The organism is Enterobacter cloacae complex sp. 6730903 (assembly GCF_048283985.1).
Classification (GTDB): Bacteria; Pseudomonadota; Gammaproteobacteria; order Enterobacterales; family Enterobacteriaceae; genus Enterobacter; species Enterobacter hormaechei_C.
The window spans coordinates 139546-165260 of the sequence record NZ_JBLVXX010000004.1; the positions used below are offsets into that span (position 1 = coordinate 139546).

The following is a 25715-nucleotide window of genomic DNA, read 5'->3' on the forward strand; positions in this document are numbered from 1 at the left end:
ATGATTTACCTTTCTGCCGTTGGCATGGTCAACGCGCTCGGCAACTCGGCTGATGAAATAGCGGCGAACCTGATCGCTGGTGTGGCCCCCGGGATGCGCCAGCGTGCAGGCTGGTTACAGGGCTTACCCGAGGCCGTGCTGGGGGGCGTGGAGGGTGAACTTCCCCCTGTCCCCGGGTCTTTTTCTGCGCATCGCAGCCGCAACAACCAGCTGCTGCTGGCGGCGCTGGCGCAAATCCGGCCCGCCGTCGATGCGGCCATTGCGCGCGTGGGGCGCGACCGCGTGGCGGTTGTGCTGGGCACCAGCACCTCCGGGCTGGACGAGGGTGATGAGTACGTACGCCGCGCGCAGAACGGCGAGAGCAGCCCGCAGTGGCAATATCCGCAGCAGGAGCTGGGCGATCCGTCGCGCTTTCTCGCCCGCTGGCTTGCGCTGGACGGCCCGGCGTATACCATCTCAACCGCCTGCTCCTCCAGCGCGCGGGCGATCATCAGCGGTCGGCGCCTGATCGACGCCGGGCTGGTGGACGTCGCCATCGTCGGCGGGGCCGACAGCCTGAGCCGCATGCCGGTCAACGGCTTCAACAGCCTGGAGTCCTTCTCCCCGACCTTGTGCGAACCGTTTGGCCGCAACCGTCGGGGGATCACCATTGGCGAAGCGGCGGCCCTGATGGTGCTGACCCGCGAGCCGGGCGAGGTTGCGCTCCTGGGCGCGGGGGAATCCAGCGATGCGTACCATATTTCCGCCCCGCATCCGCAGGGCGAAGGGGCAATCCGCGCCATCAACCAGGCGCTGAACGAGGCGGGCATGACGGCGGCGGACGTCGGCTATATCAACCTGCACGGCACCGCCACGCCGCTGAACGATCGCATTGAGGCGCAGGTGATCCACGATCTCTTTGGCGACCGCGTGCCGTGCAGCTCCACGAAACATCTTACCGGCCACACGCTGGGCGCAGCGGGGATCACCGAGGCCGCCCTGAGCTGGCTGATCCTGACCCGAGACCTGCCGCTGCCGCCGCAGGATTTTTCCCGCTACGCACCAGACGACACCCTGCCCGCCTTCGGCCTGCTGCACCAGAGCGCACCGCTGAATAAACCGGCGATCCTGTCAAACTCCTTCGCGTTTGGCGGCAACAACGCCAGCCTTCTGCTGGGGAGGGTATGATGCGCTACTTACCTCCCGGGGATTATCTTCCTCACGACACGCCGATGCTGCTGCTTGAGAGCGTGGAAAACGTCACCGATGACCGCGCCGTTTGCAGCGTGACGGTGAACGATCGGGGCGTTCTGGCTCCGTTCCTGGACGCGGACGGCAACCTGCCTGGCTGGTTTGCGCTGGAGCTGATGGCCCAGACCGTGGGCGTCTGGTCTGAATGGCACCGGATGCAAAAAGGGCTGCCGCACTGTGCGCTGGGCATGGTGCTGGGCGCGCGCGAGCTGGTGTGCGACGCAGGGCATTATGCCGCAGGCAGCACGCTGATCATCACCATCGAACGTCTGATGCAGGATGAACGCTTTGGCAGCTTCGAGTGCACCATTCATGCGGATAGTGTCTCCCTCGCCACGGGCCGCGTGAACACCTTCCAGCCGAGCGAGGAAGAATTAACCACACTTTTCAACCAGGGAACACCATCATGAGATCCGTACTGGTCACCGGCGCCAGCAAAGGCATTGGCCGCGCTATCGCCCTTCAGCTTGCGGCGGACGGTTTCACCGTCGGCGTGCATTACCATCGTGATGAAGCGGGCGCGCAGGAGACGCTGGAAGCGATTGTCCAGGCAGGCGGCGCGGGCCGTTTACTCACCTTCGACGTGAGCAACCGCGAGCAGTGCCGCACGGTGCTGGAACAGGAGATCGCTGACCACGGCGCGTGGTATGGCGTGGTCAGTAACGCCGGTATTACCCGCGACGGTGCTTTTCCGGCGCTCAGCGACGATGACTGGGACAGCGTGATCCACACCAATCTCGACAGTTTTTATAACGTCATTCATCCCTGCATTATGCCGATGATCGGCACCCGCAAGGGCGGGCGGATCATCACCCTGTCGTCGGTGTCAGGCATTATGGGCAACCGTGGGCAGGTGAACTACAGCGCGGCGAAAGCCGGGATCATCGGCGCCACCAAAGCGCTCGCCACCGAGCTGGCAAAACGCAAAATCACCGTCAACTGCATCGCGCCGGGGCTGATCGATACCGGCATGATCGAGATGGACGAAGCCGCGCTGCACGCGGCGATGTCGATGATTCCGATGCAGCGTATGGGCCAGGCCGAGGAGGTCGCCGGGCTGGCGAGTTACCTGATGTCGGATAAAGCAGGCTATGTGACGCGTCAGGTGATTTCGATTAACGGAGGCATGCTATGACCCGCCGGGTAGTGATTACGGGCATGGGCGGCGTCACCGCGTTCGGCGAGGACTGGCCGACCATCTCGCGCCGTCTGCGCGAGTATGAAAATGCGGTGCGTACCATGACGGAGTGGCAGGCGTATGACGGCCTGCAAACCCTGCTCGCCGCGCCGATTGAAGACTTCACCCTCCCCGCTCACTATACCCGTAAGCGCATTCGCGCCATGGGCCGGGTGTCGCTGCTCTCTACCCGCGCCACCGAGCTGGCGCTGGAGCAGGCGGGACTGATCGACGACGCGGTGCTGACCAACGGTCAGACCGGCATCGCCTACGGCTCGTCGACCGGCAGCACCGGGCCGGTCAGCGAGTTTGCCTCTATGCTCACCGAAAAGCACACCCACAACATCACCGGCACCACCTACGTGCAGATGATGCCGCACACCACGGCGGTGAATACCGGGCTGTTCTTTGGCCTGCGCGGACGGGTGATCCCCACCTCGAGCGCCTGTACCTCTGGCAGCCAGGCGATTGGCTACGCCTGGGAAGCGATTCGTCACGGCTACCAGACGGTGATGGTGGCAGGCGGCGCGGAAGAGCTGTGCCCGTCGGAAGCGGCGGTTTTCGATACCCTGTTTGCCACCAGCCAGCGTAACGACGCGCCAAAAACCACGCCGTCGCCGTTTGACGTTCAGCGCGATGGCCTGGTTATTGGCGAAGGGGCGGGCACGCTGGTGCTGGAAGCGCTGGATCACGCCAGAGCGCGCGGGGCAACAATCTATGGCGAGATCGTGGGCTTTGCCACCAACTGCGATGCGGCGCACATCACCCAGCCCCAGCGGGAAACCATGCAGGTGTGTATGGCGCAGTCGCTGGCGATGGCGGGCCTTGGCCCTCAGGAGATTGGCTACATTTCTGCCCACGGCACGGCAACCGATCGCGGGGATATCGCCGAGAGTCAGGCGACCGCCGCCATTTTCGGCGACAGCGTGCCCATCTCATCCTTAAAGAGTTATTTCGGCCATACCCTGGGTGCCTGCGGCGCGCTGGAAGCCTTGCTGAGTCTGCACATGATGCGGGAGGGCTGGTTCACGCCGACGCTCAATTTAAGACAACCGGATGAGCAATGCGGCGCTTTAGATTATATTATGGGGGAAACCCGCCCGATTGATTGCGAATTTATTCAGAGCAATAACTTTGCCTTTGGCGGCATCAATACCTCGATAATCATTAAACGCTGGGCGTAACTATGTACCAGTTTGTACTGGGAAAGATCTCCACCCTTAGCGCGGACCCGCTGGCGTCAACGCTCGCAGACATGGCACCTCAGGGTGCACGACACGCTTCCTGGCTTGCAGGCCGGACGCTGCTCGCCAGAACGTTATCCCCCTCACCGCTTCCCGAGATAATTTACGGCGAGCAGGGAAAACCGGCCTTCGCTAACGGCCATCCGCTGTGGTTTAACCTGAGCCACAGCGGGGACGATATTGCCCTGCTGATGAGCGATGAAGGTGAAGTGGGCTGCGATATCGAAGTGATCCGCCCGCGGGAGAACTGGCAGGCGCTGGCGAATGCCGTTTTCAGCCTCACCGAACATGACGAGCTGGAACGTGAAGCGCCGGAAGAGCAGCTTTCCGCATTCTGGCGCATCTGGACACGCAAAGAGGCGATCGTCAAACAGCGTGGCGGCAGCGCGTGGCAGATTGTCAGCATTGACAGCACCGCCCAGTCGCTCCCGGTCAGTCAGCTACGCTTCGGCTCGCTGAGCCTGGCGGTCTGTACCCCTACGCCTTTCACCTTAACGGCGGAAGCGGTTACTTACTCCGGTATTTCTGCGGCATAAAAAACGGCCATGCCGGTTAAACCAACATGGCCGATGTCTCGTTCACGTGTTCCCGATCTTATTTTAAATTTTCCGGAAAGTTTTTTGGCAACTCGCTGGCCGCGCACGCAATAACGCTATCGTCATTCGCACCGCAGTCGCGCACGAAGGTGATGGTGGCAAATTCATCAATCACTTCGGTGGGATACGCTGGCCCGGCATCACGGTAGCTATTCATCAGCGGAATGTGATCGTTCTGGAAGCAGACGGTTTTTTCCGGATTATTCATGACCCAGCGCGGGAAGAAGATGGTGCCGTGGAACAGGCGGTCGCCCAGGTTCACGATCAGGCTCACGTCGGTACCGGTTGGCTCCGTCCAGGAAATTTTATAGATGCTCTCCCCAACACGGACAATGTAGGCCTGCTGATCTTTCACCCAACGGTTGCCCACCAGACCGCTGTGAATACGGTAGTCCAGGGTGTTTTCGTTTTTAACGTAAATTTCGTAATTCCAGCCATTATCGTAGGTATATACCAGATGTTTGCCGACGAAGCCGCTTAAATCATGTTTATCGAAGGTGCTCATACGATGTCTCCTTTGTTTTGATGAGACGATCGTACCCCTTCAAAAAATGAATAAATAACGCTATGTTTGAATCAAATTCATCCAAAATTTAGATTAATTATGCACAAGACGACGCTCGAACAGTGGGCCTTGCTGGAGAGAGTCATCGAGGCGGGCAGCTTCGCTAAGGCGGCGGAAGAGACCCACCGCAGCCAGTCCTCGGTCAGCTATAACCTGTCGCTGTTGCAGGAGCGGCTGGGCGTGGCGCTTCTGATGACAGAGGGACGGCGTGCCGTGCTGACCCCGGCGGGTGAGCTGTTGCTGAATCAGGTTAAACCGCTGCTGAAAGCCTTCGCCTATGTGGAAACGCGCGCTGCGACCCTGCGCAGCGGGATGCGAACCCGTATCGACCTGATGGTAGACAGTATTTTCCCGCGCAGCCGGCTGTTCGCGATTTTGCGCCAGTTTCAGCAGCTGTACCCGCAAACGCAGGTGCGGCTTACCGAGGTGCTGGAAAACAGCCGCGCGGATGCGCTCAATGATGAAGCCGACGTGATGGTCTTAACCCGCCGCCAGGACATTACCGGCCTGGGCGAATGGCTGATGAATATCGATTTTGTTGCCGTCGCGCATCACGCGCACCCGATGTTTGCGCTGGATACACCGCTCAACGACGAGATGCTACGACCGTGGCCGCGCATTCAGATCGCAGACAGCCAGCCCACCGCTCACCCCACCGGGGAGTCGTGGACCTTCTCCACCATCGATGCCGCGATCGAAGCGGTGATGTATCAGGTTGGTTACGGCTGGTTACCGGAAGAACGCATTCAGACCCCGCTCCAGCAGGGCATCCTTAAAACGCTGCCGCTCAGCCACGGCGTACGTCGCGCCACGCCGCTGCACCTCATCGTCAAACGCTCCCTCAGCCCGCTGGACGAGCAGGTTGAGACGCTGTTGCGCCTTTTTAAACAGGAGCCGTCATCGACAACTGCTACGCTTTAAGTTTTGAACCATAAGATGACAAGGAGCGAATGATGAAAATTGATTTAACGGGGAAAGTGGCGCTGGTGACCGCGTCCACCGGCGGTATTGGGTTTGCCATCGCCCGCGGGCTGGCGGAGAGCGGTGCGGAAGTGATCGTGAACGGGCGCAGCGTCGACTCGGTGAACAAAGGCATTCAGGCGCTACAGCAGGTGGTGCCTGGCGTACAGGTTCGTGCCGCCATCGCCGATCTGAGTTCGCAGGAGGGCGTTGACGAACTGCTCAGGGTCGCCACGCACGTCGATATTCTGGTGAATAACGCCGGGATCTATGGCCAGCAGGATTTTTATTCCACCGACGACGAGACCTGGGAACGCTACTGGCAAACCAACGTGATGTCCGGCGTGCGCCTCTCTCGTGCCCTGCTGCCCGGCATGGTACAAAAGGGCTGGGGTCGCGTGGTGTTTATCTCATCAGAATCGGCCTGCAATATTCCTGCGGATATGATCCACTATGGCGTGACAAAAACCGCCCAGCTCTCGCTGGCGCGCGGCCTGGCGAAGTTCGTGGCAGGCAGCGGCGTGACGGTGAACAGCGTGCTGCCGGGCCCGACAATGTCGGACGGTTTTGCCGCGATGATGAAAGACGAGATCGAAAGAACCGGTAAATCGCTGGAGCAGCTGGCGAAAGAGTTCGTGATGACGAATCGCCCCAGCTCGGTGATCCAGCGCGCCGCCACGGTGGAAGAAGTGGCGAATATGGTGGTGTATGTCTGTTCCATGCAGGCCTCCGCGACTTCCGGCGCGGCGCTGCGCGTTGACGGCGGCGTGGTGGATGACATTGTTTGACCCGTCAGGCCACAGGTTCAGGAAAAAATGCGACCTGATATAAGGACTATGAAGGTAAAGCAGGTAAACTAGTGAACAGAATGTGTATTTCAGCTAAGACGTATTTATGACCAATATGATTGCCGACGAAGCCGTGGCGAAGTCCAGCGTGCTCTCTGTCTTTGACTTTGATGGTACGTTGACGCACCACGACAGTTTTATCCCGTTCCTGCGCTTTGCCTTTGGCAAGCGCTACTTTGCTGGCCGACTGGTGCGCATGGCCCTGCCTACGCTGCACTGTGTGCGCCGCAAGCTGACGCGAGATGAGCTGAAAGAGGTGTTGATTAAAACCTTCCTGACGGGGGTGGATGAGCACTGGTTACGTCAGCAGGCGGAAGCCTTCTGTGAAAAATACTGGAACAAGCTGATGCGCCCGGAAGGTGTGCTGGCCGTCGCCAACGAGGTCAATTCCGGTGCGGAAGTGACGATTTGCTCTGCTTCCCCGGCGCTGGTATTGCAGCCGTGGGCCGATAAGCTCGGCATTAAGCTGATTGGCACGCAGCTGGAAGTGAAAGACGGCAAGCTGACCGGGCGGATCACCGGCCACAACTGCCGCTGTGCCCAGAAGGTGGCGAGGCTGGAGAAGGTGTATGGGGATTTGAACGCGTATCACCTGCGCGCCTGGGGCGACACGCGTGGCGACCACGAGTTGCTGGCGGCGGCGCAGGATCCGCACTGGCGGCATTTTCATCATCCGAGCAAGCGCCGAAATTCACCAATTAAGGGTTAGGTGCGGCCCGATGCCCTCACCCCGGCCCTCTCCCACAGGGAGAGGGAGAAAAGCGGTACATCAGGCTTCACGTTTTCCCGGGAACATCACGCTCGCAATAATCCCCAGCGCCAGTACCCCCAGCACCACAAACAGGCTTGCCGTGGCGCCGATGTTATAACCGTGATGCCAGAAATGGTCGGTCGCATTCAACCCCAGCTTGAACGCCACGAAGAACAGCAGTAACACCACCGCTTTCTCCAGATGCACCAGATACTGCTTCAGCGCTTCCAGCACGAAGTAGAGGGTACGCAGGCCGAGGATCGCGAACATCATGGCGCTGTAGATAATCAGCGGCTCACGGCTGACGGCAATGATTGCGGGTACGGAATCGAAGGCGAACATCACGTCGGACAACTCCACCACCGCGACGCAGAGCAGCAGCGGCGTCGCGTAGCGCTTCGCCTTCTTCACGCGGCCTACCATCACATCCTTGTTTTCAGGCTTCTCCAGTTCGGCATCCACCTCTTTCTGGGTCAGGATAAACGCATGGCTGCTGATTTTTGGCCACACCGGGTAAAAGCGTTTCACCAGGCGGTACGCCAGATGGTTGGAGTAATCTTCGACTTCATCGCTCTCTTCATTGCGTTTCAGCATCATCACCGCCGTCCAGCCGACGACCAGCGCAAAAATGACCTCAACATACGGCCCCAGGCTCAGCAGGCTGGTGCCGATGGCGACAAAAATACCGCGGAACACAATCGCCCCGAGCACGCCCCAGTAGAGCACGCGGTGACGATATCTATCCGGCACGCCAAACCAGGCGAAGATCGCCATCATCACAAACAGGTTGTCGACGGAGAGCACCTCTTCCAGCGCATAGCCGGTCAGGAACAGACTGGCCATCTCCGCGCCGTGGTGCACGTATAAGAATCCGGCGAAGGCCATCGCCATCATGACCCAGAAGATGGACCACATGACCGCGCTTTTCAGCGAGATCGGTTTATCGTGACGGTGCATGAAGAGGTCGATAAACATCGCCCCAACGGCCATCACCACGAAGACAACAACGGTTTCCGTCGGGAAACCGAGATGAGCAGCAGACATAGACAACCCTTTTAAGAAGACAAAACACCATGCACACAATAAAAAGCGTGGACCCGTTAAGGACGCAGCACGCTAAAAAAATAAATATTAACCGTTCTTTTCAGCTGTGTAGAGACATTAAAGTTGTATCCTTTAACCTGAAAAAGACTTTAAAGTTGTAAAGTTTTAAAAAAACACATACAAAACATGATGCTAAGTGTGTATCACACGCTGTTCCAACATTATGCCTTGATGTTCTTGCAGGAACTGCAATTTACAGGAGGAAAAAGGTGTTTTTGTAGTTATCTGGCGTTACGTGACAGTGTTGGTCAGATACTTCCACCTCTTCAGAGTTAAAGTTTGATATATGGGAAAAAAAACGCTCCCGGACGGGAGCGTAAGCCAGTGACTTCGGCGTCAAATGAGGGTCTAACAAGTGGAGCTGCGGGTTAATTCTGGGTGATCTGACTGCGATGCTTATCAGCCTGCTGCTGGTGAACAACGGAAGACTGACCATTATTCGCCTTCTCATGTACAGCTGCGGCCTTCTCATGCTCGCTCATTTCAGAAAATGACTTTGCTGTTTCGTTGGTAGCTCCGGGTTTAGCTTTCATCATTTTTTTATGCATTTCAGCCATGTCCTGGTGGGCAGCAGAATTGCTGTTTTGCATCATGTCATGGGACATTGCGGCCTGATCGTGACTGCTCATATCCATCATTGTCATGCTGTCTCCCTGAATTGCACTTTTTTCAGCAGATGACTGCATCTGGTGGGCAGGTGCCTGTGCATTATTTACCTGGTCATGCATGTTCATTGTCTCTGCAGCCATGGCAGATGAAGCGGCAGCCATAATGGCAACAAATGATACGAGAATCTTTTTCATGGTTGGGTCTCCGGTGTTTACATACCCAAACAATCAATGGCTTATAACAGAGAAAGCAGTTGATCTCAGGGCGGGTTAATCATCACTCCAGGAACCAGGTGATTGTGTTATCACGCTGCTCCTGATTTATGAATAATTATAAAAAACCGCCTCTGTTTATCGCGTGACTGAATGATGACAATTTTGTCACCTTCCAGGTTTCTCCTGAACAACGGGATTAATCCATTAACAGGCGCACTTTGAACACAATTTCACGCCCCTGCTGTTCTGCTGACAGCTCGCCGCCGTGAGCATGAATGATCGACCTTGTAATTGATAATCCCAGCCCCGCGCCTTCCGTGTTGTAGAACCTTGATGAGTCTGCGCGATAGAACCGGTCAAACAAACGTTCCAGATTAGCGGGAACCTGGCCGGACATCGTATTCGTAATCATCACGTTCACACAGTCACTGTCACGCTCAAGGTGTATCGCTGTACAGGTGTTATCGGGAGAATACTTGATTGCATTGGAAAGCAGGTTACTGAAAGCACGTCGGAGCATATCGCTGTCTCCGGCAACAACGCCCTCTCCTTCAACCGTGATTGTCTTTCCTGTTTCGTCTGCCAGGGGCTCGAACAACTCACGTAATTCATTCAGTTCGGCTGCCAGATCCACATCATGTTTATCCAGCCGCAGCAGACCATGCTCTGAACGTGCCAGAAAAAGCATGTCACTGGTCATTCGTGACAACCTTTTCAGTTCTTCCAGGTTAGCGAATAAAATTTCGCGGTAATGCGAAACATCCCTTTCCTTAGCCAGTGCAAACTGCGTCTGCATCATCAGATTACTGACTGGTGTGCGCAGCTCATGCGCGATGTCAGACGAGAAATCTGACAGTTTCCGGAATGCCCCCTCCAGGCGATCAAACATATTATTGAACTCCTGCATGGTCTCAGAGATTTCCGGCGGAGCCAGATCGGGATTTAGACGCTGATCCAGGCTGTGTACGGTCATGGAGGAAGCCAGACTGGTCATTTCCCGTAGCGGTTTCAGACCAATACGTGTGGTCAGCCAGCCCAGAAAAACAGAAATAAAGACCAGACCGATATTGAACCAGAACAGCCAGGTACTGAGCTTATCCATAAACAGGGTGTGATACCCAGTATCCGTGGCAACCGTAATGATGACATGTTTGCTTTTACCCTGTTCCGGCGTCACGGCAACCCGCCGCGAGATACTGCGGTACACGGTGTTATTTTCTTCCGTCTGGATCATATAGTCGAGAATATCACCCGACTTATTAAGCAGGACCGCTGGAACAACAGAATTTTTGGCATAGAGTTCAACAATTTTTTCATTTTCCATGTTTTTTATAGAAATGAATAAGCCATTGTGCCCCACCATCGCATCGTTTATTTTTTCTGATAATGACTTAATATCCGTTTTGTTCCTGAACGTCTCTGTTTTAAGAAACTCTTCGGTGAGCTGAAGTTTACCTGTCAGAAAATCGCGGTCCTGATTATCGAAATAGCCATTAAGGGTGCTAATCAGGATAAAACTTGATAACCACCATACCGTAAGCATCACCGCAGAAAAAATCAGGCTCAGGCGTGTGGTCAGGGAAATTTTGAACCTCACTCTTCTCTGATCTCCAGGACATATCCGGCACCGCGAACGGTATGGATCAGTTTTGGCTCAAAGTCATCATCAATTTTACTTCTCAGACGTCTCACGGCGACATCAATCACATTCGTATCACTGTCAAAATTCATGTTCCAGACCAGGGACGAGATAAGACTCCTGGGTAACACTTCTCCGGTGCGTTGCAGCAGCAACTCAAGCAGAACGTATTCTTTACCGGTGAGATGGATCTCCTTCCCCGAACGGATCACGGTCCGGCGCACCATATCAACGGTCATATCGGCGATGGTGCAGACTGTTGCGGCCTGCGAGCGTGCCCGGCGCAGTAGGGTTCTTACACGTGCAACCAGCTCCGTAAAATCAAAGGGCTTAATCAGGTAGTCATCTGCGCCAAGCTCCAGTCCTTTCACTTTGTCCCGCACGTTGTCCTTTGCGGTTAAAAACAGGACCGGTTCTTCGTGCCCGGACTCCCTCAGTGCGCTGATGATTTGCCACCCGTCGAGGAAAGGCAGCATCACGTCCAGTATTATCAAATCATACTGTCCCTTCGACGCGGCCCCGAGACCATCGCGGCCATTATTAAAGAGATCGGCCTGATAGCCTTCCTCAACCAGTCCCTGCTGCAGGTAACGACCTGTTTTTTGTTCGTCTTCAACGATTAAAATACGCTGCATGGTCAACTCGCTGATATGAAAGTAAAAATCTCACGCATGAGCTTTGGCTGTCCCCTAGCTGACCTGAGACGGAGCAAGCATTCCGAGCCACGCTACGGCGCCCAGAATGATAATCGCAACAACGAATTCTGTCAGGATGCTGTTTCGCATCAGGGCAACGCTGCGATCATAATTCCCTTCCCTGACCATAACTTCAAGCCGGGGACCCAGGTGAAACCGGTTTGCTGCAGCCAGAAGAAGCATCAGAACAAACAGAGCCGTCTTGGCAAGCAATATCCTCCCCCAGGAACTGTTGAATAAGGGAGTTAAGTTACCCTCAGCAATATACAGATAGTTGACCAGCGCACTCAGGATCAGGGCTACAACAATCACCGTTCCTGCCGTGGCAAATTTTGCCAGGGAGTCAGATATCACAATGACGCTCTGTGCATTATGCTCGTTTCTGCGCATCAGCAGGATAGCAAATGCAACCAGAGCACCTGTCCAGGCACCTGCAGCGCCGAGATGGGTCAGATCGCTCAGTAAATGGAGATAGTAATGCAGACCGTCATGCATAACGGCGTGTCCTCCCCAGGCAAGTGTAGCCAGCGCCACGCCCCCACTCATCGTCATCAGCAGGCAGGACAATACTCTCTTATTAGTGTAAAGGAACAAAGCACCGAGTGTGGTAAACAGGGCACAGAGCCTGACAATCCAGCTAATACCCACATCAGTTTCTTCTATCACCATCTCGATAACATGGATGGATAATTCTCTGAGGTCAGTTACTCCACTCATGGCATTAGATACCAGGAGCATATTAATGCCAGTAAGAATGATGCCTGTAACAACAGCAAAAGTTATAAACGACCTGAAATTAGTCAGGTTATAGGTTTCATGTCTGACACCGCTTATTCCATATATCTGAAAAAATGGCAATCCAAATATTACCATCAAATCCAGATAAAGAAGAAAACGAATAACAATCATAATCAGGTCGTTCATAATATTACTTCACTGTAAAGGTGTAATTACCGGTAATAGGGTGCGTATCTGAAGAAACCGCGCGCCAGTCAACACGATAAGTGCCAGCGGGTAAAGGCTCTCGCGGAATAATGACCATCGATTTAGGGTCAGCGCCTGGCGCCACTTTTGCCGCGACCGGCATCGGAGAATGTGATGACATGCCTTTCATACCCGTCATCGTTAATTTTGCACCTGAGAATTTCACGGTCAGATTTTCCGAGAAATTAAGCTGAATCTTTTCCGGGGCCGCTACGGCTGAATCAGCCTGTGGCACAGAGCTTTTTAATTCCGGATGGGCCATAGCAGAGAAAGCAACGCCCATAACGAGGCCACCTGTAAGAATGGCTTTATTTAAAATCGACATTTTATTTACCTGTTTAGTTGAGTGTTTTATATCAGTGCGTTAAAACCAGATTCTGGCTCCCGCCAGGAATACTACCTGATGGTCTTTCTCACCTTCTCTTTTCGCCATATCGGATGTTTTCCCGTAAAGTTGATTCCAGGAAACGCCTATATAGGGTGCAAACTCACGGCGTATTTCATAGCGCAGCCGGAGCCCCAGCTCTGTGTCAGTCAGTCCCCTGCCGCGACCCCGCGATTCATCATCCTGACTGTAGAAATTCACCTCATAGGATGGCTGGAGTATGAGCCGGTTAGTCAGTAAAACGTCGTATTCTCCTCCCAGACGAAGGGCTGCTTTTCCGCCATTACTGACAAAACCCGTAATTTCAGACTCAAAATTATAGAGTGCCAGCCCCTGAAAACCGACAGCAGCCCAGGTCCGGGCAGAAGCAGGTCTGAAATCCTGCCTGACACCCGCAACCAAATCCCACCATGGGCCAACCGCATGTCCCCAGAGTAACTGCGCTTCAGCCGCCTCCGTTTCCCCATTGCTTCGTTCACCTTCACTCTTTAGCCAAATCCGATCTGTGTCGCCTCCAATCCAGCTGTTAACACTCCAGCTGAAATTGTTGGTGTTATCCGACCGTTGCCATTCCAGTTGATCCAGCAGAACCAGATAATTAATCGCACTGTCGTGAATCGCATGCCCCTGTAAATTGCCGAATGCAGCCTTCCGGTCGGCATCGGTAACAGGCGGAATTGGCGTTCTGCTCTCAGTTACAATGGGCTCCATTGACGTCATCTCAGTGAAATTCTCATCTGCTGGCATCTGCATGGCAGACATGTCGTGCCCGGCGTGGGGATCTGCAGAGACGGAGCCCGCCGCAATAGAAAGCTGTGAGGTAAACAAACCGGCGACCAGAACAGGTATGGCCTTCAAATTTCTCTTCATTCGCATCATTCCTCCACCCGGACTTCACGAAACATTCCCATTTCCATGTGATAGAGCAAATGGCAGTGATACGCCCAGCGGCCAAGCGCATCTGCTGTCACTCTGTAACTGCGTTTTGTACCAGGGGGAACATCTATTGTGTGTTTACGAACCATGAAATTACCGTTTTCATCTTCCAGATCGCTCCACATACCATGCAGGTGAATGGGGTGAGTCATCATGGTATCGTTGATCAGCGTGATCCTGAGCCGCTCACCGTATTTCAGCAGCACCGGTGCGGCATCTGAAAACTTGATTCCGTTAAATGACCAGGCAAACTTTTCCATGTGGCCGGTTAAATGCAGTTCTATGGTACGGCCAGGTTCACGTCCGTCAGGATCCTCAAAGCGGCTTTTCAAATCCGCGTACGTGAGAACCTTTCTTCCGTTATTTCGAAGACCAATACCCGGATCATTTAATTTCGGAGAGACGCTCATCGCCTGCATATCAACCAGTGGGTTATCCGTTTCTGACGCAGGATGACTTTGCATACCCGGCATTCCGGCCATCCGGGAATGATCCATACCGGCCATGCTGCTGTGATCCATGGGCGCGGAGGATGTCCCGCTATCCGGAAGGTCAGCACCGTCCATAGACATCATCTCTCCGCTGTTACCCATGCCTCCCATCTGGCTGTGGTCCATTCCTGCCATATCATGTCCCATTCCCCCCATACCCATATCTTCCATGGTCAACAGAGGACGGGGATCGAGGGGGGGAACGGCAGCACTTAACCCCTCTCTCGTGGCCAGTGTCCCTCGAGCGTAACCGGTCCTGTCCATGGATTGTGCGAAGATGGTATAGGCCTCACCCTGAGGCTCCACAATGACATCATAGGTTTCGGCAACGGCAATCCTGAATTCGTCAACGGTAACCGGGTTTACATACTGGCCATCTGCAGCCACGACCGTCATTTTCAGCCCGGGGATACGGATATCGAAATAGGTCATTGCCGAGCCGTTGATAAACCGTAAGCGTATCTTTTCACCGGGACGGAACAGTCCGGTCCAGTTTTTCAGCGGGGCCTGCCCGTTCATGAGATAGGTGTAGGTGTAGCCACTGACATCCGCGAGGTCAGTCGGATTCATTTTCATTTCAGCCCACATTTTCCGATCGGCAATGGTGGCTGACAGCCCCCTGGTATTCACGTCGCGGAAAAAAGAGCCAACGGTTGGTTTATTGAAATTGTAGTAATCCGACTGTTTTTTTAATTTTTTCAGCAGGCTGTGAGGATTTTCATCGGTCCAGTCAGACAACATGACCACATGCTCACGATCGTAAGTAAACGGTTCTGGCTCCCCGGCATCGATGATAATGGCACCGTATACCCCCTCCTGTTCCTGCAGACCGGAATGGCTGTGGTACCAGTAAGTCCCGTTCTGCTTAACCTTAAAGGTGTAAACGTAGGTATCATCAGGCTCTATGCCCATAAAACTCAGCCCCGGAACACCATCCATATTGGCCGGAAGAATAATGCCGTGCCAGTGAATGGACGTCTGTTCATTAAGACGGTTTTTGACCTTCAGGGTAATGGTGTCACCTTCTTTCCAGCGAAGAACGGGCCCCGGCAGGCCTCCATTGATTGTTTTGGCCTGACGCTCACTGCCCGTGATATTGACGGCCGTTTCACCAATGGTCAGGTCAAACTGAGTACCCTGCAGGGATGCGGCAACTGGCAGGCTCAGACTGGAACGCGCATTGAAACTCCATACGCCAAGACTTCCGGCTACGCCAGAGAGGGTTAACCCCTTCAGGAAAGTTCGTCGAGACGTTTTCAACAGCATGCGCATTCCCTTATTTAAAGTATGGTTACTGACAGAATTCGAGAACCGATTTAAATTAAATTACTGGTTCATCCACTTACAATGAAATGAATCTAGCACACCTTAAGAAACAAATTCATTACAATCGTGTAATGTACATAGCTGTATTACATTTACGTCATCTTCCCCACAGGTTGATTATTTTTATATATGATCATAAGGACATCTTTTATGTACCTCAGAAGGTAATTACACATGAATATATTAATCACGACCACTGCGTTTACAGCTTTATTTTGTGGGGCAGCTTTTGCTCAGTCCAGTGATATTGCCCATGAAGCACATCGATTTGTTAATAATGCCTCAGCCGTCAGTCATGTGAATTCCTCGACGCATGAAAACTTACCGGACAGGGTTAATAAAAACAACACGCCCTCATTCTCTGAAATGAATGAACATGAAAGGGCCATTGTTGCTCATTCATTTATGAACAACAGCGCGTCCTATGCGCATCAGAAAATGATTGAGGAACATAAAAAAATGCTGTCCGGCAGTGATGCAAATTCAAAGACCTCGTCTTCTTCTTTTAACGAACTGAATGCCGGAGAAAAAGCCGCTCTCGTGCATGAGCAGGTCAATAATGCCGGTGCGGAAGCACATCAGACGCAGGCAAGAAAGCTTCGCGGGCTGTATTCGACCAGGTAACTGCAGGCGGGTTAGTGCTTAGCGTCAGGTGCGCAGCAGGGCTTTACTGACGGGTTACGTAGCAGGACATGAGCCCCATATTGCTCTGCCGTAACCTGTTTCAGTCCCGTTAATCATCACCGTCGGGCTGGTCATACAGTTCCCAGAGCTTCAGGAGCAAACGGGAAACAAGATATGTTACAAAAATGACGACCATCAACGGTGCTCCCGATTAACTGACAGATGACACGCCTCCTGAAAACCCCTAGCATACGCCGCAGTGTTCATGCTAACGGCGAATTCCAGTAAATGTATTCTACCGATGTCGTAAAAGAAAATGCCTACCTTTCAGCCACCCGCTCGGGGCTGGAATCGAACGAGATCGCTACTCTTCAGCGCTCCTTGCCTTCCCGGTTTAATCTGCGGCATTTGAAAAAAAATGAATCATTAAAACTCGTACTGCAAAAGAAAGCGGGAAAATCACGTGTCGTGGCCTATAAATTTACGTCCGGTTCATTTAATTACACGGCGTATCGTATATCAGATAAAAAGTTCTATAACCTTTCCGATACTTCCGGGAAAGGCAGTCTCGATTATCCGTTACCGGCCACAGCAAGACTCAGTTCGCCTTTCAATCCTGCAAGACTTAACCCGGTATCGGGAAAAGTGAGTCCCCATAATGGCATTGATTATTCCATGCCCATGAACACGAAAATAGTCAGCGTCATCGACGGAAAAATCACCCGGGCCGAATACAACAGTACCATGGGATATTTTGTTGAAGTAACGGGAAAAGCCGGTGTTAAAACTCGCTATCTCCACCTCAATAAAATACTCGTTACTAAAGGGGCCAGGGTTACACGGGGAGGTGCTATTGCGTTATCCGGTAACAGCGGACGTTCATCCGGTCCTCATCTGCATTACGAGCTGGTCATCAATAACAACCCTGTTAACTCTCTGGCGTTCCGGGCAGCGGCACCCGCTGATAACAAACTCGAACAGCATGCCTTTGCGCATGCCAGAGACTACGAACGATACCTGGACTGATAACGGGACCGCGACGCGGCCCCGTCTGCCGGATTAATTTTTTTTATCGTTTTCACTTCCGTGATGTTGATGATCTCCATGCCCTCCGTGGCCGTGGAAAAGATGCATTAGCGGGCAGACCAGCAATAACAGATATGGCCAGTAACCTGCCACATGTGACCAGTGTTCGCGCAGGAGGGCAAATGCCGCGATCGCGGCGACAGCAATAAGCGCATAGGTGGTACTTTTCATACTGGACTCCTTCTGTTCGTAACTGACCCTTCACTCAGTGTTATTTCCCGAGCCTGACACTTTTCAGACGCAACGCATTCACAATGACGCTGACGGAGGAAAGAGCCATGGCCGCCGCCGCAATAACTGGCGACAGCAGTATTCCATACACAGGATAAAGCAGACCTGCAGCCACAGGCACGCCAAGTGCGTTGTAGATAAATGCAAAAAACAGATTCTGACGGATATTTTTCATGGTGATCTCTGACAGATGACGGGCCCTGTTCAGTATCATCAAGTCGCCTTTGAGAAGGGTGACTCCGGCACTTTCAATTGCCACATCTGTACCCGTTCCCATGGCTATACCCACGTCAGCCGCTGCCAGCGCCGGGGCATCATTCACACCGTCTCCGGCCATCGCAACCACATGGCCAGACTCTTTCAGTCGGGTTATCACTGCTTTTTTGCCATCCGGCAGAATTCCGGCTTCAACCTCATCTATTCCCAGTTTCCGTGCGACTGCTTCAGCAGTAAGCTGGTTATCCCCGGTGAGCATAACGATGCGGATCCCCGCCTGACGCAAAGCTTTAAGCGCATCCGGCGTGGTTGTTTTCACGGGATCCGAGATAGCTATCAGGCCTGCAAGGTCCCCGTCTGTGGCCACATAGATAACGGTAGCGCCTTCCATCCGCAACGTATCCGCAACGGCCTTTTGATTATCAATAACTATACTGTTTTCCTGCATAGCCAGTTCATTACCAATAACAACCCGTTGACCTTCGACATCGCCTGAGACACCTTTACCCGACGGTGCATCGAAATGAGTGACTGCGGGTATTGCGATCCCCTTTTCCTGTGCTGCTTTAACTACTGCCATACCCAGCGGATGCTGCGAGCCTTTTTCCACTGCGGCTGTTACACGCAAAAGAGATGTTTCCCCACCCGGATTGAGACTGATAATCCCTGTCACCGTAGGCGAACCTTCCGTGAGCGTGCCTGTTTTGTCGACAACCAGCGTGTCCACTTTTTCAAGACGCTCAAGGGCTTCGGCATTCCTGATTAACACCCCGGCCTGGGCTCCTTTGCCCACCCCCACCATTATCGACATCGGCGTGGCCAGCCCCAGCGCGCAGGGACAGGCAATAATCAGGACCGACACAGCCGCAATGAGACCGTGCGCCATCCTGGGCTCGGGCCCCCAGACAGACCAGATCACGAAAGCAACAACCGCGATAAGTATCACCAGAGGAACAAACCAGCCTGAAACGCTGTCAGCCATTCTCTGGATGGGGGCACGCGAACGCTGTGCATCAGCGACCATCTGAACAATTCGTGAGAGCATTGTTTCATCACCGACTTTCTCTGCACGGATGATGAGACTCCCTGTCTGATTAATGGTCCCCCCGATGACAGGGTCACCCTCCGTTTTGGTAACCGGCATAGATTCCCCGGTCACCATCGATTCATCAACGGTTGTTTTGCCTTCGATCACGATACCGTCGACCGGAATACTCTCTCCAGGTCTGATGCGGAGCTTATCGCCAGGCAGGACATCTTCCGCATTAATATCCGTTTCATGACCGTCATGATCCAGCCGTCTGGCGGTTTTGGGGGCAAGGTTCAGAAGCGCAGTAATGGCGCCTGAGGTTTGTTCCCGTGCCCGCAGCTCAAGAACCTGTCCCAGCAGAACAAGCACCGTAATAACTGCTGCGGCTTCAAAATAAACGGCCACCAGGCCATCCATGTTTCTGAACGATGCAGGAAACCAGGAGGGGAAGACGGTTGCAATGACGCTGTAAACCCAGGCTACGCCGGTCCCCATTGCAACAAGGGTAAACATATTCAGGGAGCGGTTACGTAACGACATTCCGGCCCGGGCGAAGAATGGCCAGCCACACCACAACACGACAGGGGAGGCCAGAAGCAGCTGCAGCCATGTGTTGTACTGTGGCGGTACTGTATTCCTCAACTCGGGAAACAGATGAGATCCCATTTCGAGTACCAGAACCGGAAACGCCAGCAACAACCCCAGCCAGAAGCGTCTTGTCATGTCGTGAAGTTCATCACTCGGCCCCGTGGATGCCGTAGCTACGAGCGGCTCCAGTGCCATTCCACAGACAGGACAGCTTCCGGGACCACTGCGGCGTATCTCCGGGTGCATCGGACATGTCCACACACCTTCAGAATTCTCTTTTTCCGCCTGGTGGTGAGGCTGTTTTATCTGATCAGGGCTGACTTCGTGATGATCGTGGTGATGGTGATGGGAATGTTCACTGGCATCTTCGGTAAGATAACGATCGGGATGGGCTTTAAATTTACTCTCACAGCTGGCGGAGCAGAAATAAAGTTGGTGGTCCTGGTATCGAATGCTGCTGTGCGCCCTGTCGGGCAGGATGGCCATCCCGCACACGGGATCTCTCACCTTATGCAATACGTGGCCCTCGTCCGGGGATAATGTCTGCTCAGAAGCAGTCTGGTTGTTGTGTTGCACTGCATTGTCATTTTTCACAGTAACTCTCCTTATGCATACCGAAGCATCTTCTGTCTTCAGGGTATGTCATGGATGCGATTACCACGAATATCGCCGGCACAGGAGTGCCTGCTACCGGCGTCCCGTTATCAGCCGTTCCGCTGACTATTCGATTCGCTGGAAGACTTTTTTACTTCCATCCGGTGAGAATGCGATAACATCGTAAGCCTCTTTTCGGGCTCCCATCTCCATTCCAGGACTTCCTGCTGGCATACCGGGGGTGGCGAGACCGTATATACCTGAACCAGACTGCATTGCCTTATGTATCGTTGTCGCAGGCACATGGCCTTCAATGATCAAATTACCGGCAACCGCGGTATGACAACTTCGCAGTCCTGCAGGAATAGCATGCTTTTCTTTCAGGGCTGACAGCGCCTGATCATTCATGACGTGAGTTCGTACTTCAAACCCGTCTTTTTCCATCGCTTTGCCCCACAGGGAACAACAGCCACAGTTTTCAGATTTGTACATATCAATCACTTTTTCACTCGCCATCGCGGGCAGTGAAAGGCCGAGAGCCAGCGCCATCAGAACCACTTTTTTCATACTCACCTCTGTATATTATCGATTTAAACCCTGACGTCAGGGTGAATCAGTAAAGAAGGACACCCACAGGGGTGCCCTTTCAGGTTCAGGACACGCTTTTTTTATGTCTGCGCAGCCAGATTAATTTGTAGGCGGCAGGAATAATGAACAGGGACAGCAGCGGAGCCGTGATCATCCCACCAATCATGGGTGCCGCGATACGGCTCATGACTTCTGAACCTGCACCGGTTCCCCAGAGTATTGGCAGCAGACCCGCAATGATCACCGCCACGGTCATGGCTTTCGGCCGGACACGCAGTACGGCACCATGATAGAGGGCTTCATCAAGGCCTTCCGGTGTGAACGTCTCTTTACGGGACAATTCCGGGTGCGCTTCAATGGCATGACGCAGATACATCAGCATGACCACGCCAAACTCTGCTGCCACCCCGGCCAGAGCGATAAACCCCGTTCCGGTTGCGACAGACATATGGAAGCCCTGCCAGTACAGGAACCATATCCCGCCAACCAGGGCGAACGGCAGGCTCATCAGGATCAGCAGGGCTTCATCAACCCGGCGGAATGCCAGATACAACAGGATGAAGATGATCATCACCGTCATCGGCACCATCAGCTTCAGTTTCTTGTTGGCATGCTCAAGCAGTTCAAACTGTCCGGAGAATGACACGCTGGTACCCGGTCTCAGTTTCACTTTCTGACTGATCGCCGTTTTAATGTCATTAACCACCGACACCATATCCCTGCCGCGCGCGTCAATGTAAATCCAGCTGGCTGGACGGGCATTTTCCGTTTTCAGCATAGTCGGCCCGGAAACGACCTTAATATCCGCAACATCGCCCAGCGTGATCTGCTGCTTCATCGGGGTCAGGATCGGCATCTGTTTCAGGGCCTGCGGGCTGTTCCGGTAATCCTGCGGATAGCGGATATTAATCGGGTACCGGGCCACGCCTTCAACCGTTTCCCCTACCGTCGCGCCGCCGATGGCTGATGAGATGAACAGCTGCACATCGCCCACCGTCATTCCGTAGCGGGAGGCTTTTTCCCGGTTGATATCCACATCAATGTAGCGCCCGCCTTCCAGTCGCTCTGCGAGAGCAGACACTACGCCGGGTACGGTTTTGGCGACCGCTTCGATACTCTGCGCCGTTGCATCGATATCGGACAGAACCGTTCCGGACACCTTGATACCTATCGGGCTTTTGATCCCGGTTGAGAGCATATCAATACGGTTACGGATTGGCGGCACCCAGAGGTTTGCCAGCCCCGGTAAACGGACGGTCCTGTCGAGTTCTTCAATAATCTTGTCAATCGTCATGCCTGGACGCCACTGATCCTCAGGTTTGAGCTGGATCGTGGTTTCAACCATTTCGAGCGGTGCGGAATCCGTGGCGGTCTCTGCTTTACCGGTCTTGCCAAATACAGAGGCCACTTCAGGAACGCTTTTGATTAACTTGTCCGTCGTCTGCAGGAGCGCTGCAGCTTCAGCCGGAGAGACACCCGGCAGGGTCGACGGCATATACAACAGGTCGCCCTCGTTAATCTTCGGCAGAAACTCACCGCCCACCTGGCTCAGCGGCCAGATAACGGTGAAAATGGACAAGGCCGCAACCAGCAGGGTTGTTTTTGGCCAGTGGAGAACCCGCAACAGCAATGGATGATACGCTTTGATCAGTACCCGGTTCAGGGGGTTACTGGTCTCTGCAGGAATTTTCCCCCGGATCCAGAATCCCATCAGAATCGGAATGACGATGATGGCCAGCGCGGCCGCGCCCGCCATGGAGTACGTTTTCGTGAATGCCAGCGGGCCAAACAGACGTCCTTCCTGACCTTCCAGGGTAAAGATAGGAATAAAGGACAGGGTGATGATCAGCAGGCTGATAAACAGTGCGGGTCCCACTTCAACGGAGGCATCGGTAATCACCTTCCAGCGGGTGGCGTTGTCAATCTGCTCACCCGGATGCTGATGATCCCACTCCTCAAGCCGCTTATGCGCATTCTCAATCATCACAATGGCGGCATCCACCATCGCACCGACGGCAATCGCTATCCCTCCCAGCGACATGATATTGGCGTTCAGTCCCTGGAAGTGCATGACGATAAAGGCGATACACAGACCAAGCGGCAGAGAGATAATCGCCACCAGGGCAGAACGTACGTGCCACAGGAACAGGGCACAGACGATGGCCACCACGATAAACTCTTCCAGAAGTTTGGAACTGAGGTTATCAATCGCCCGGTCGATGAGCTGGCTGCGATCGTAGGTGGTCACGATTTCAACGCCTTCCGGCAGGCTGGCCTTCAGCGTCTCAAGTTTATCCCTCACTGCCGTGATAACGTCGCGTGCATTTTTACCCGACCGCAGGATCACCACGCCGCCAGCGACTTCGCCCTGGCCGTTCAGCTCGGCAATACCACGCCGCATTTCAGGCCCGGTCTGCACGCGGGCAACATCCCGCAGATAAACCGGCACGCCGTTCTCGCCTGTTTTCAGGACGATGTTATTAAAATCATCAATGCTCTGAAGATAACCGCTGGCACGGACCATATACTCAGCTTCGGCCATTTCAACGGATGAGCCACCGGCCTCCTGGTTAGACGATTCAAGGGCCTGTTTCACTTCGGGCAGGCTGATACCATACTGAGACAATTTTACCGGATTGACCTGAATCTGGTACTGTTTCACCACGCCGCCAACCGAAGCGACCTCAGCCACGTTCGGGATGGTTTTCAGCTCAAATTTCAGGAACCAGTCCTGCAGAGAACGCAGTTCTGAAAGGTCGTGTTTTCCGCTGCGATCGACAAGGGCATATTCAAATATCCAGCCCACCCCCGTGGCGTCCGGACCGATTTCAGAACTCACACCGGCGGGCAGTTTTCCCTGTACCTGGTTCAGGTACTCCAGCACGCGGGAACGGGCCCAGTACAGATCGGTGCCGTCTTCAAAAATGACATACACATACGAATCACCGAACTGTGAAAAACCACGCACGGTTTTTGCGCCAGGCACGGACAGCATGGTGGTGGTAAGTGGATAGGTGACCTGGTTTTCTACAATCTGCGGGGCCTGGCCGGGATAGCTGGTTTTGATAATGACCTGCACATCTGACAGGTCAGGCAAGGCATCGACAGGCGTGTTAATAATCGTCCATGTGCCCCAGATGCTGAGAAACAGGGCCCCCATCATGACCAGGAAACGGTTGGCGACAGAGCGCCGGATAATCCATTCAATCATCGTCGTCTCCTCAGTGCCCTGAATGCATATTTACAGGCTGGTCAGACATTGCTGGCATACTGCTTTCTGTTTTTTCAGGGTGGCGCATACGTTCCAGTGCGCCCGTAATATTGGCTTCAGAGTCAATGAGGAACAGGCCACTGACCACCACGGTATCGCCTTCATTCAGGCCGGAGCCGATGCCGGACTGTTGCTGTGACTCATGCAGAACGTGGATCTGTTTCGGCACAAACTTGCCTTCATCATCAACAGTAATCACGCGCTGTTCTTTGCCGGTATCGATAACGGCCTGGCTTGGTATCAGCAGCATCTCCTGGCTTCTGGTATTCAGTTTCAGATAGGCATTCATGCCCGGCTTGAGAAACTCATCCTTATTAGAAACCTGGAGACGGACCTGAAGCGTACGGGTTGTCTGATCCACGCTGGGAAGAATATTCCATTTTTCGACATGGAATGTTTTATCCGGATAAGCCGGTACCGAAATTTCAAACTGCGACGTATCTTTCAGCAGATAGGCGATAGATTCTGGCACTGCAGCGCTGATCCAGACCGGGTCCATTCCCTGAATCTGAGCCACCACCTTATCTTTCGAAATATTCATGCCGGTGCGCAGGTCAAATGCAGTAATGACACCATCAATAGGTGCTTTAATGGTAAAACGGGTCTGAATGCTCCGGGTAGAACGCAGTCTCTGAATATCCTCTTCCGGCATACCTGCCAGGCGAAGCCGTTCCAGAACGCCTTTAATTTGCGTGGAAGTACCACCGGTGCTGGATAACAGAAGGAATTCACTCTGTGCTTCCACCCAGTCCGGAATGGTAATATCGATAAGTGGCGTCCCCTTCTTCACATGATCGCCAATCGTCATGGGGTAGACTTTTTCGACAAACCCGTCAGAACGCGCCTGCACAATAACAAACTGATACTCGTTATAGCTGACATTAGCCGGGATTGTCTGAGAATAATTCAGCATTCCTCGCGTGACTTTTTGCGTTTTTAATCCCAGATTCTGAACCTGGGTTGGGTCGATACGGATCCCGCCACTGCTTTTATCGCCACTGTCATCAGCATATTTTGGCACCAGGTCCATATCCATAAAGGGCGATTTTCCGGGTTTATCAAATTTGGTATCCGGTTTCATTGGGTCATACCAGAAAAGCACCTTTCGTTCCGGTGCCTTTTGTTCTGTTTTTTCAGTCTTTTGTGCTGAGTTTACATACTGCCAGGCAGTAACCGATATCAGCCCCCCTGCTATGAGGCTGCTGATAATTATTGCAGCATATTTTATCTTTAAAGAAGCCATACAATTTTCCGCTAAAAAATCAAAACACCTGGCATATGCGCCTGACGGTTAACTCACACATATACCTATGTGAATGTACAGGCGCACAGGATGTAATCGCTCCGGACAGCCAATCAGGACTGCGTCACGTTAATGCTTTTGAGTAAGGAGATATTGCCCTGCTGAATAAACGAGAAATCGACATGGTTGCCTGTTTTCAGGGCATTAATAGCATCGTCTGCATTAACAAAAGTAAAGCGCATGGTCATTGCAGGCCAGCCCACCGCTGGAATTGCTTCATGCGAAATGGTGATTTTCTTAGTATTCATATCAATGTCTTTAACGACACCGGTGCCCTTGATAACTTGCTGTACCGAAGCATCACTGGCAGTATTCATATCGCCATGCTGATGTGTTTCAGCATGAAGACCGGCAGAAAACATGACAGAGAAGGCACCAAATAAAACGGCTTTAAGTGAATTACGCATTTTAATTTCCTGATTAATTAAA

At 53.4% G+C, this 25715-nt stretch carries 25 protein-coding genes; 10 read left to right on the forward strand and 15 right to left on the reverse strand.

The window, feature by feature from the left end:
* The 5 genes from ACNQ0W_RS03440 to acpT are packed head-to-tail and all read left to right on the forward strand — an operon-like array spanning position 1 to position 4187.
* Entirely contained in the window at positions 1-1167 is a 1167-nt protein-coding gene (locus tag ACNQ0W_RS03440; RefSeq protein ID WP_062933343.1) for a beta-ketoacyl-[acyl-carrier-protein] synthase family protein, read from the forward strand.
* Positions 1167-1640 (forward strand): hypothetical protein, encoded by a 474-nt coding sequence (locus tag ACNQ0W_RS03445; RefSeq protein WP_062933385.1) that lies wholly within the window; start codon positions 1167-1169, stop codon positions 1638-1640. The genes ACNQ0W_RS03440 and ACNQ0W_RS03445 overlap by 1 nt, the downstream gene beginning before the upstream one ends.
* Entirely contained in the window at positions 1634-2365 is a 732-nt protein-coding gene (locus tag ACNQ0W_RS03450; RefSeq protein WP_026080665.1) for a 3-ketoacyl-ACP reductase FabG2, read from the forward strand. The genes ACNQ0W_RS03445 and ACNQ0W_RS03450 overlap by 7 nt, the downstream gene beginning before the upstream one ends.
* Positions 2362-3591 (forward strand): beta-ketoacyl-ACP synthase, encoded by a 1230-nt coding sequence (locus ACNQ0W_RS03455; protein WP_017384107.1) that lies wholly within the window; start codon positions 2362-2364, stop codon positions 3589-3591. The genes ACNQ0W_RS03450 and ACNQ0W_RS03455 overlap by 4 nt, the downstream gene beginning before the upstream one ends.
* A 2-nt stretch (positions 3592-3593) precedes the next feature.
* Positions 3594-4187 carry a 4'-phosphopantetheinyl transferase AcpT gene (acpT, locus tag ACNQ0W_RS03460; protein ID WP_032649774.1) on the forward strand — a complete coding sequence of 198 codons (594 nt, stop codon included), beginning with the start codon at positions 3594-3596 and terminating at the stop codon, positions 4185-4187.
* Positions 4188-4245: 58 nt separating this feature from the next.
* On the opposite strand, the gene ACNQ0W_RS03465 is transcribed toward acpT, so the two are convergent.
* The gene (locus ACNQ0W_RS03465) at positions 4246-4752 is read right to left on the reverse strand and encodes a phenolic acid decarboxylase (protein WP_032649776.1); all 507 of its coding nucleotides are present in this window, start codon (positions 4750-4752) and stop codon (positions 4246-4248) included.
* Between the two features lie 99 nt (positions 4753-4851).
* On the opposite strand from ACNQ0W_RS03465, the gene ACNQ0W_RS03470 reads away from it, so the two are divergent.
* The 3 genes from ACNQ0W_RS03470 (at position 4852) to ACNQ0W_RS03480 (ending at position 7329) form a co-directional block, all read left to right on the forward strand.
* Complete coding sequence (locus ACNQ0W_RS03470; protein ID WP_062933342.1) at positions 4852-5733, forward strand: LysR family transcriptional regulator; 882 nt, start codon at positions 4852-4854, stop codon at positions 5731-5733.
* A gap of 32 nt (positions 5734-5765) precedes the next feature.
* Positions 5766-6560 (forward strand): SDR family NAD(P)-dependent oxidoreductase, encoded by a 795-nt coding sequence (locus ACNQ0W_RS03475; RefSeq protein ID WP_062933341.1) that lies wholly within the window; start codon positions 5766-5768, stop codon positions 6558-6560.
* 106 nt (positions 6561-6666) lie between these two features.
* Positions 6667-7329, forward strand: coding sequence for an HAD family hydrolase (locus tag ACNQ0W_RS03480; protein WP_003861228.1), 663 nt, complete (start codon positions 6667-6669; stop codon positions 7327-7329).
* Positions 7330-7389: 60 nt separating this feature from the next.
* Here the strand turns inward: ACNQ0W_RS03480 and ACNQ0W_RS03485 are convergent, their stop codons facing one another.
* The 8 genes from ACNQ0W_RS03485 to pcoA all read right to left on the reverse strand — a co-directional run bounded on the left by ACNQ0W_RS03485 (position 7390) and on the right by pcoA (position 15695).
* Positions 7390-8415, reverse strand: a complete 1026-nt coding sequence (locus ACNQ0W_RS03485) for a TerC/Alx family metal homeostasis membrane protein (RefSeq protein WP_015571505.1) — start codon at positions 8413-8415, stop codon at positions 7390-7392.
* Positions 8416-8843: 428 nt separating this feature from the next.
* Positions 8844-9278, reverse strand: a complete 435-nt coding sequence (gene pcoE, locus ACNQ0W_RS03490; RefSeq protein ID WP_000723069.1) for a copper resistance system metallochaperone PcoE — start codon at positions 9276-9278, stop codon at positions 8844-8846.
* Between the two features lie 217 nt (positions 9279-9495).
* Positions 9496-10896 (reverse strand): copper resistance membrane spanning protein PcoS, encoded by a 1401-nt coding sequence (pcoS, locus tag ACNQ0W_RS03495; RefSeq protein WP_001211180.1) that lies wholly within the window; start codon positions 10894-10896, stop codon positions 9496-9498.
* A complete protein-coding gene (gene pcoR / locus ACNQ0W_RS03500) occupies positions 10893-11573 on the reverse strand; it encodes a copper response regulator transcription factor PcoR (protein WP_045327195.1) in 681 nt (226 codons plus the stop codon). Before pcoR ends, pcoS begins: the two co-directional genes overlap by 4 nt.
* Positions 11574-11627: 54 nt before the next feature.
* Positions 11628-12506 (reverse strand): copper resistance inner membrane protein PcoD, encoded by an 879-nt coding sequence (gene pcoD / locus ACNQ0W_RS03505; protein WP_229692861.1) that lies wholly within the window; start codon positions 12504-12506, stop codon positions 11628-11630.
* Between the two features lie 55 nt (positions 12507-12561).
* A complete protein-coding gene (gene pcoC, locus ACNQ0W_RS03510; protein ID WP_000025662.1) occupies positions 12562-12942 on the reverse strand; it encodes a copper resistance system metallochaperone PcoC in 381 nt (126 codons plus the stop codon).
* A gap of 39 nt (positions 12943-12981) precedes the next feature.
* The gene (gene pcoB, locus ACNQ0W_RS03515) at positions 12982-13872 is read right to left on the reverse strand and encodes a copper resistance outer membrane transporter PcoB (RefSeq protein ID WP_001378118.1); all 891 of its coding nucleotides are present in this window, start codon (positions 13870-13872) and stop codon (positions 12982-12984) included.
* A gap of 5 nt (positions 13873-13877) precedes the next feature.
* A complete protein-coding gene (gene pcoA / locus ACNQ0W_RS03520; protein ID WP_032980332.1) occupies positions 13878-15695 on the reverse strand; it encodes a multicopper oxidase PcoA in 1818 nt (605 codons plus the stop codon).
* A 234-nt stretch (positions 15696-15929) separates the two neighbouring features.
* Here pcoA and ACNQ0W_RS03525 point away from each other — a divergent pair, with 234 nt between their 5' ends.
* Both ACNQ0W_RS03525 and ACNQ0W_RS03530 read left to right on the forward strand, forming a co-directional pair.
* Positions 15930-16379 carry a copper resistance protein gene (locus tag ACNQ0W_RS03525; RefSeq protein WP_001023257.1) on the forward strand — a complete coding sequence of 150 codons (450 nt, stop codon included), beginning with the start codon at positions 15930-15932 and terminating at the stop codon, positions 16377-16379.
* A gap of 288 nt (positions 16380-16667) precedes the next feature.
* A complete protein-coding gene (locus tag ACNQ0W_RS03530; protein WP_000287501.1) occupies positions 16668-17405 on the forward strand; it encodes a peptidoglycan DD-metalloendopeptidase family protein in 738 nt (245 codons plus the stop codon).
* A 33-nt stretch (positions 17406-17438) separates the two neighbouring features.
* Here ACNQ0W_RS03530 and ACNQ0W_RS03535 read toward each other — a convergent pair whose 3' ends face one another.
* The 6 genes from ACNQ0W_RS03535 to cusF form a co-directional block, all read right to left on the reverse strand.
* Entirely contained in the window at positions 17439-17636 is a 198-nt protein-coding gene (locus ACNQ0W_RS03535) for a DUF2933 domain-containing protein (RefSeq protein WP_000843494.1), read from the reverse strand.
* A gap of 40 nt (positions 17637-17676) precedes the next feature.
* A complete protein-coding gene (silP, locus tag ACNQ0W_RS03540; protein ID WP_001353604.1) occupies positions 17677-20124 on the reverse strand; it encodes an Ag(+)-translocating P-type ATPase SilP in 2448 nt (815 codons plus the stop codon).
* A gap of 126 nt (positions 20125-20250) precedes the next feature.
* Positions 20251-20691 carry a DUF411 domain-containing protein gene (locus tag ACNQ0W_RS03545; protein ID WP_000758228.1) on the reverse strand — a complete coding sequence of 147 codons (441 nt, stop codon included), beginning with the start codon at positions 20689-20691 and terminating at the stop codon, positions 20251-20253.
* Between the two features lie 85 nt (positions 20692-20776).
* Positions 20777-23923, reverse strand: coding sequence for a Cu(+)/Ag(+) efflux RND transporter permease subunit SilA (gene silA, locus ACNQ0W_RS03550; protein ID WP_000574029.1), 3147 nt, complete (start codon positions 23921-23923; stop codon positions 20777-20779).
* 10 nt (positions 23924-23933) lie between these two features.
* A complete protein-coding gene (gene silB / locus ACNQ0W_RS03555) occupies positions 23934-25226 on the reverse strand; it encodes a Cu(+)/Ag(+) efflux RND transporter periplasmic adaptor subunit SilB (RefSeq protein ID WP_000157620.1) in 1293 nt (430 codons plus the stop codon).
* Positions 25227-25339: 113 nt separating this feature from the next.
* The gene (gene cusF, locus ACNQ0W_RS03560) at positions 25340-25693 is read right to left on the reverse strand and encodes a cation efflux system protein CusF (RefSeq protein ID WP_001246155.1); all 354 of its coding nucleotides are present in this window, start codon (positions 25691-25693) and stop codon (positions 25340-25342) included.
* Positions 25694-25715: the final 22 nt, after the last annotated feature.

Excerpts from the sequence above, each read along its gene's own strand:
- ACNQ0W_RS03480 (WP_003861228.1), top strand. The coding sequence starts at position 6,667 with ATGACCAATATGATTGCCGACGAAGCCGTGGCGAAGTCCAGCGTGCTC.
- ACNQ0W_RS03485 (WP_015571505.1), bottom strand. The coding sequence starts at position 8,415 with ATGTCTGCTGCTCATCTCGGTTTCCCGACGGAAACCGTTGTTGTCTTC.
- silA (WP_000574029.1), bottom strand. The coding sequence starts at position 23,923 with ATGATTGAATGGATTATCCGGCGCTCTGTCGCCAACCGTTTCCTGGTC.
- ACNQ0W_RS03445 (WP_062933385.1), top strand. The coding sequence starts at position 1,167 with ATGCGCTACTTACCTCCCGGGGATTATCTTCCTCACGACACGCCGATG.
- pcoE (WP_000723069.1), bottom strand. The coding sequence starts at position 9,278 with ATGAAAAAGATTCTCGTATCATTTGTTGCCATTATGGCTGCCGCTTCA.
- ACNQ0W_RS03470 (WP_062933342.1), top strand. The coding sequence starts at position 4,852 with ATGCACAAGACGACGCTCGAACAGTGGGCCTTGCTGGAGAGAGTCATC.
- ACNQ0W_RS03455 (WP_017384107.1), top strand. The coding sequence starts at position 2,362 with ATGACCCGCCGGGTAGTGATTACGGGCATGGGCGGCGTCACCGCGTTC.
- pcoB (WP_001378118.1), bottom strand. The coding sequence starts at position 13,872 with ATGAAGAGAAATTTGAAGGCCATACCTGTTCTGGTCGCCGGTTTGTTT.
- ACNQ0W_RS03530 (WP_000287501.1), top strand. The coding sequence starts at position 16,668 with ATGTATTCTACCGATGTCGTAAAAGAAAATGCCTACCTTTCAGCCACC.
- silB (WP_000157620.1), bottom strand. The coding sequence starts at position 25,226 with ATGGCTTCTTTAAAGATAAAATATGCTGCAATAATTATCAGCAGCCTC.
- ACNQ0W_RS03535 (WP_000843494.1), bottom strand. The coding sequence starts at position 17,636 with ATGAAAAGTACCACCTATGCGCTTATTGCTGTCGCCGCGATCGCGGCA.
- pcoA (WP_032980332.1), bottom strand. The coding sequence starts at position 15,695 with ATGCTGTTGAAAACGTCTCGACGAACTTTCCTGAAGGGGTTAACCCTC.
- ACNQ0W_RS03475 (WP_062933341.1), top strand. The coding sequence starts at position 5,766 with ATGAAAATTGATTTAACGGGGAAAGTGGCGCTGGTGACCGCGTCCACC.
- acpT (WP_032649774.1), top strand. The coding sequence starts at position 3,594 with ATGTACCAGTTTGTACTGGGAAAGATCTCCACCCTTAGCGCGGACCCG.
- ACNQ0W_RS03525 (WP_001023257.1), top strand. The coding sequence starts at position 15,930 with ATGAATATATTAATCACGACCACTGCGTTTACAGCTTTATTTTGTGGG.
- ACNQ0W_RS03545 (WP_000758228.1), bottom strand. The coding sequence starts at position 20,691 with ATGAAAAAAGTGGTTCTGATGGCGCTGGCTCTCGGCCTTTCACTGCCC.
- pcoD (WP_229692861.1), bottom strand. The coding sequence starts at position 12,506 with ATGGTAATATTTGGATTGCCATTTTTTCAGATATATGGAATAAGCGGT.
- ACNQ0W_RS03465 (WP_032649776.1), bottom strand. The coding sequence starts at position 4,752 with ATGAGCACCTTCGATAAACATGATTTAAGCGGCTTCGTCGGCAAACAT.
- pcoC (WP_000025662.1), bottom strand. The coding sequence starts at position 12,942 with ATGTCGATTTTAAATAAAGCCATTCTTACAGGTGGCCTCGTTATGGGC.
- ACNQ0W_RS03440 (WP_062933343.1), top strand. The coding sequence starts at position 1 with ATGATTTACCTTTCTGCCGTTGGCATGGTCAACGCGCTCGGCAACTCG.
- cusF (WP_001246155.1), bottom strand. The coding sequence starts at position 25,693 with ATGCGTAATTCACTTAAAGCCGTTTTATTTGGTGCCTTCTCTGTCATG.
- pcoR (WP_045327195.1), bottom strand. The coding sequence starts at position 11,573 with ATGCAGCGTATTTTAATCGTTGAAGACGAACAAAAAACAGGTCGTTAC.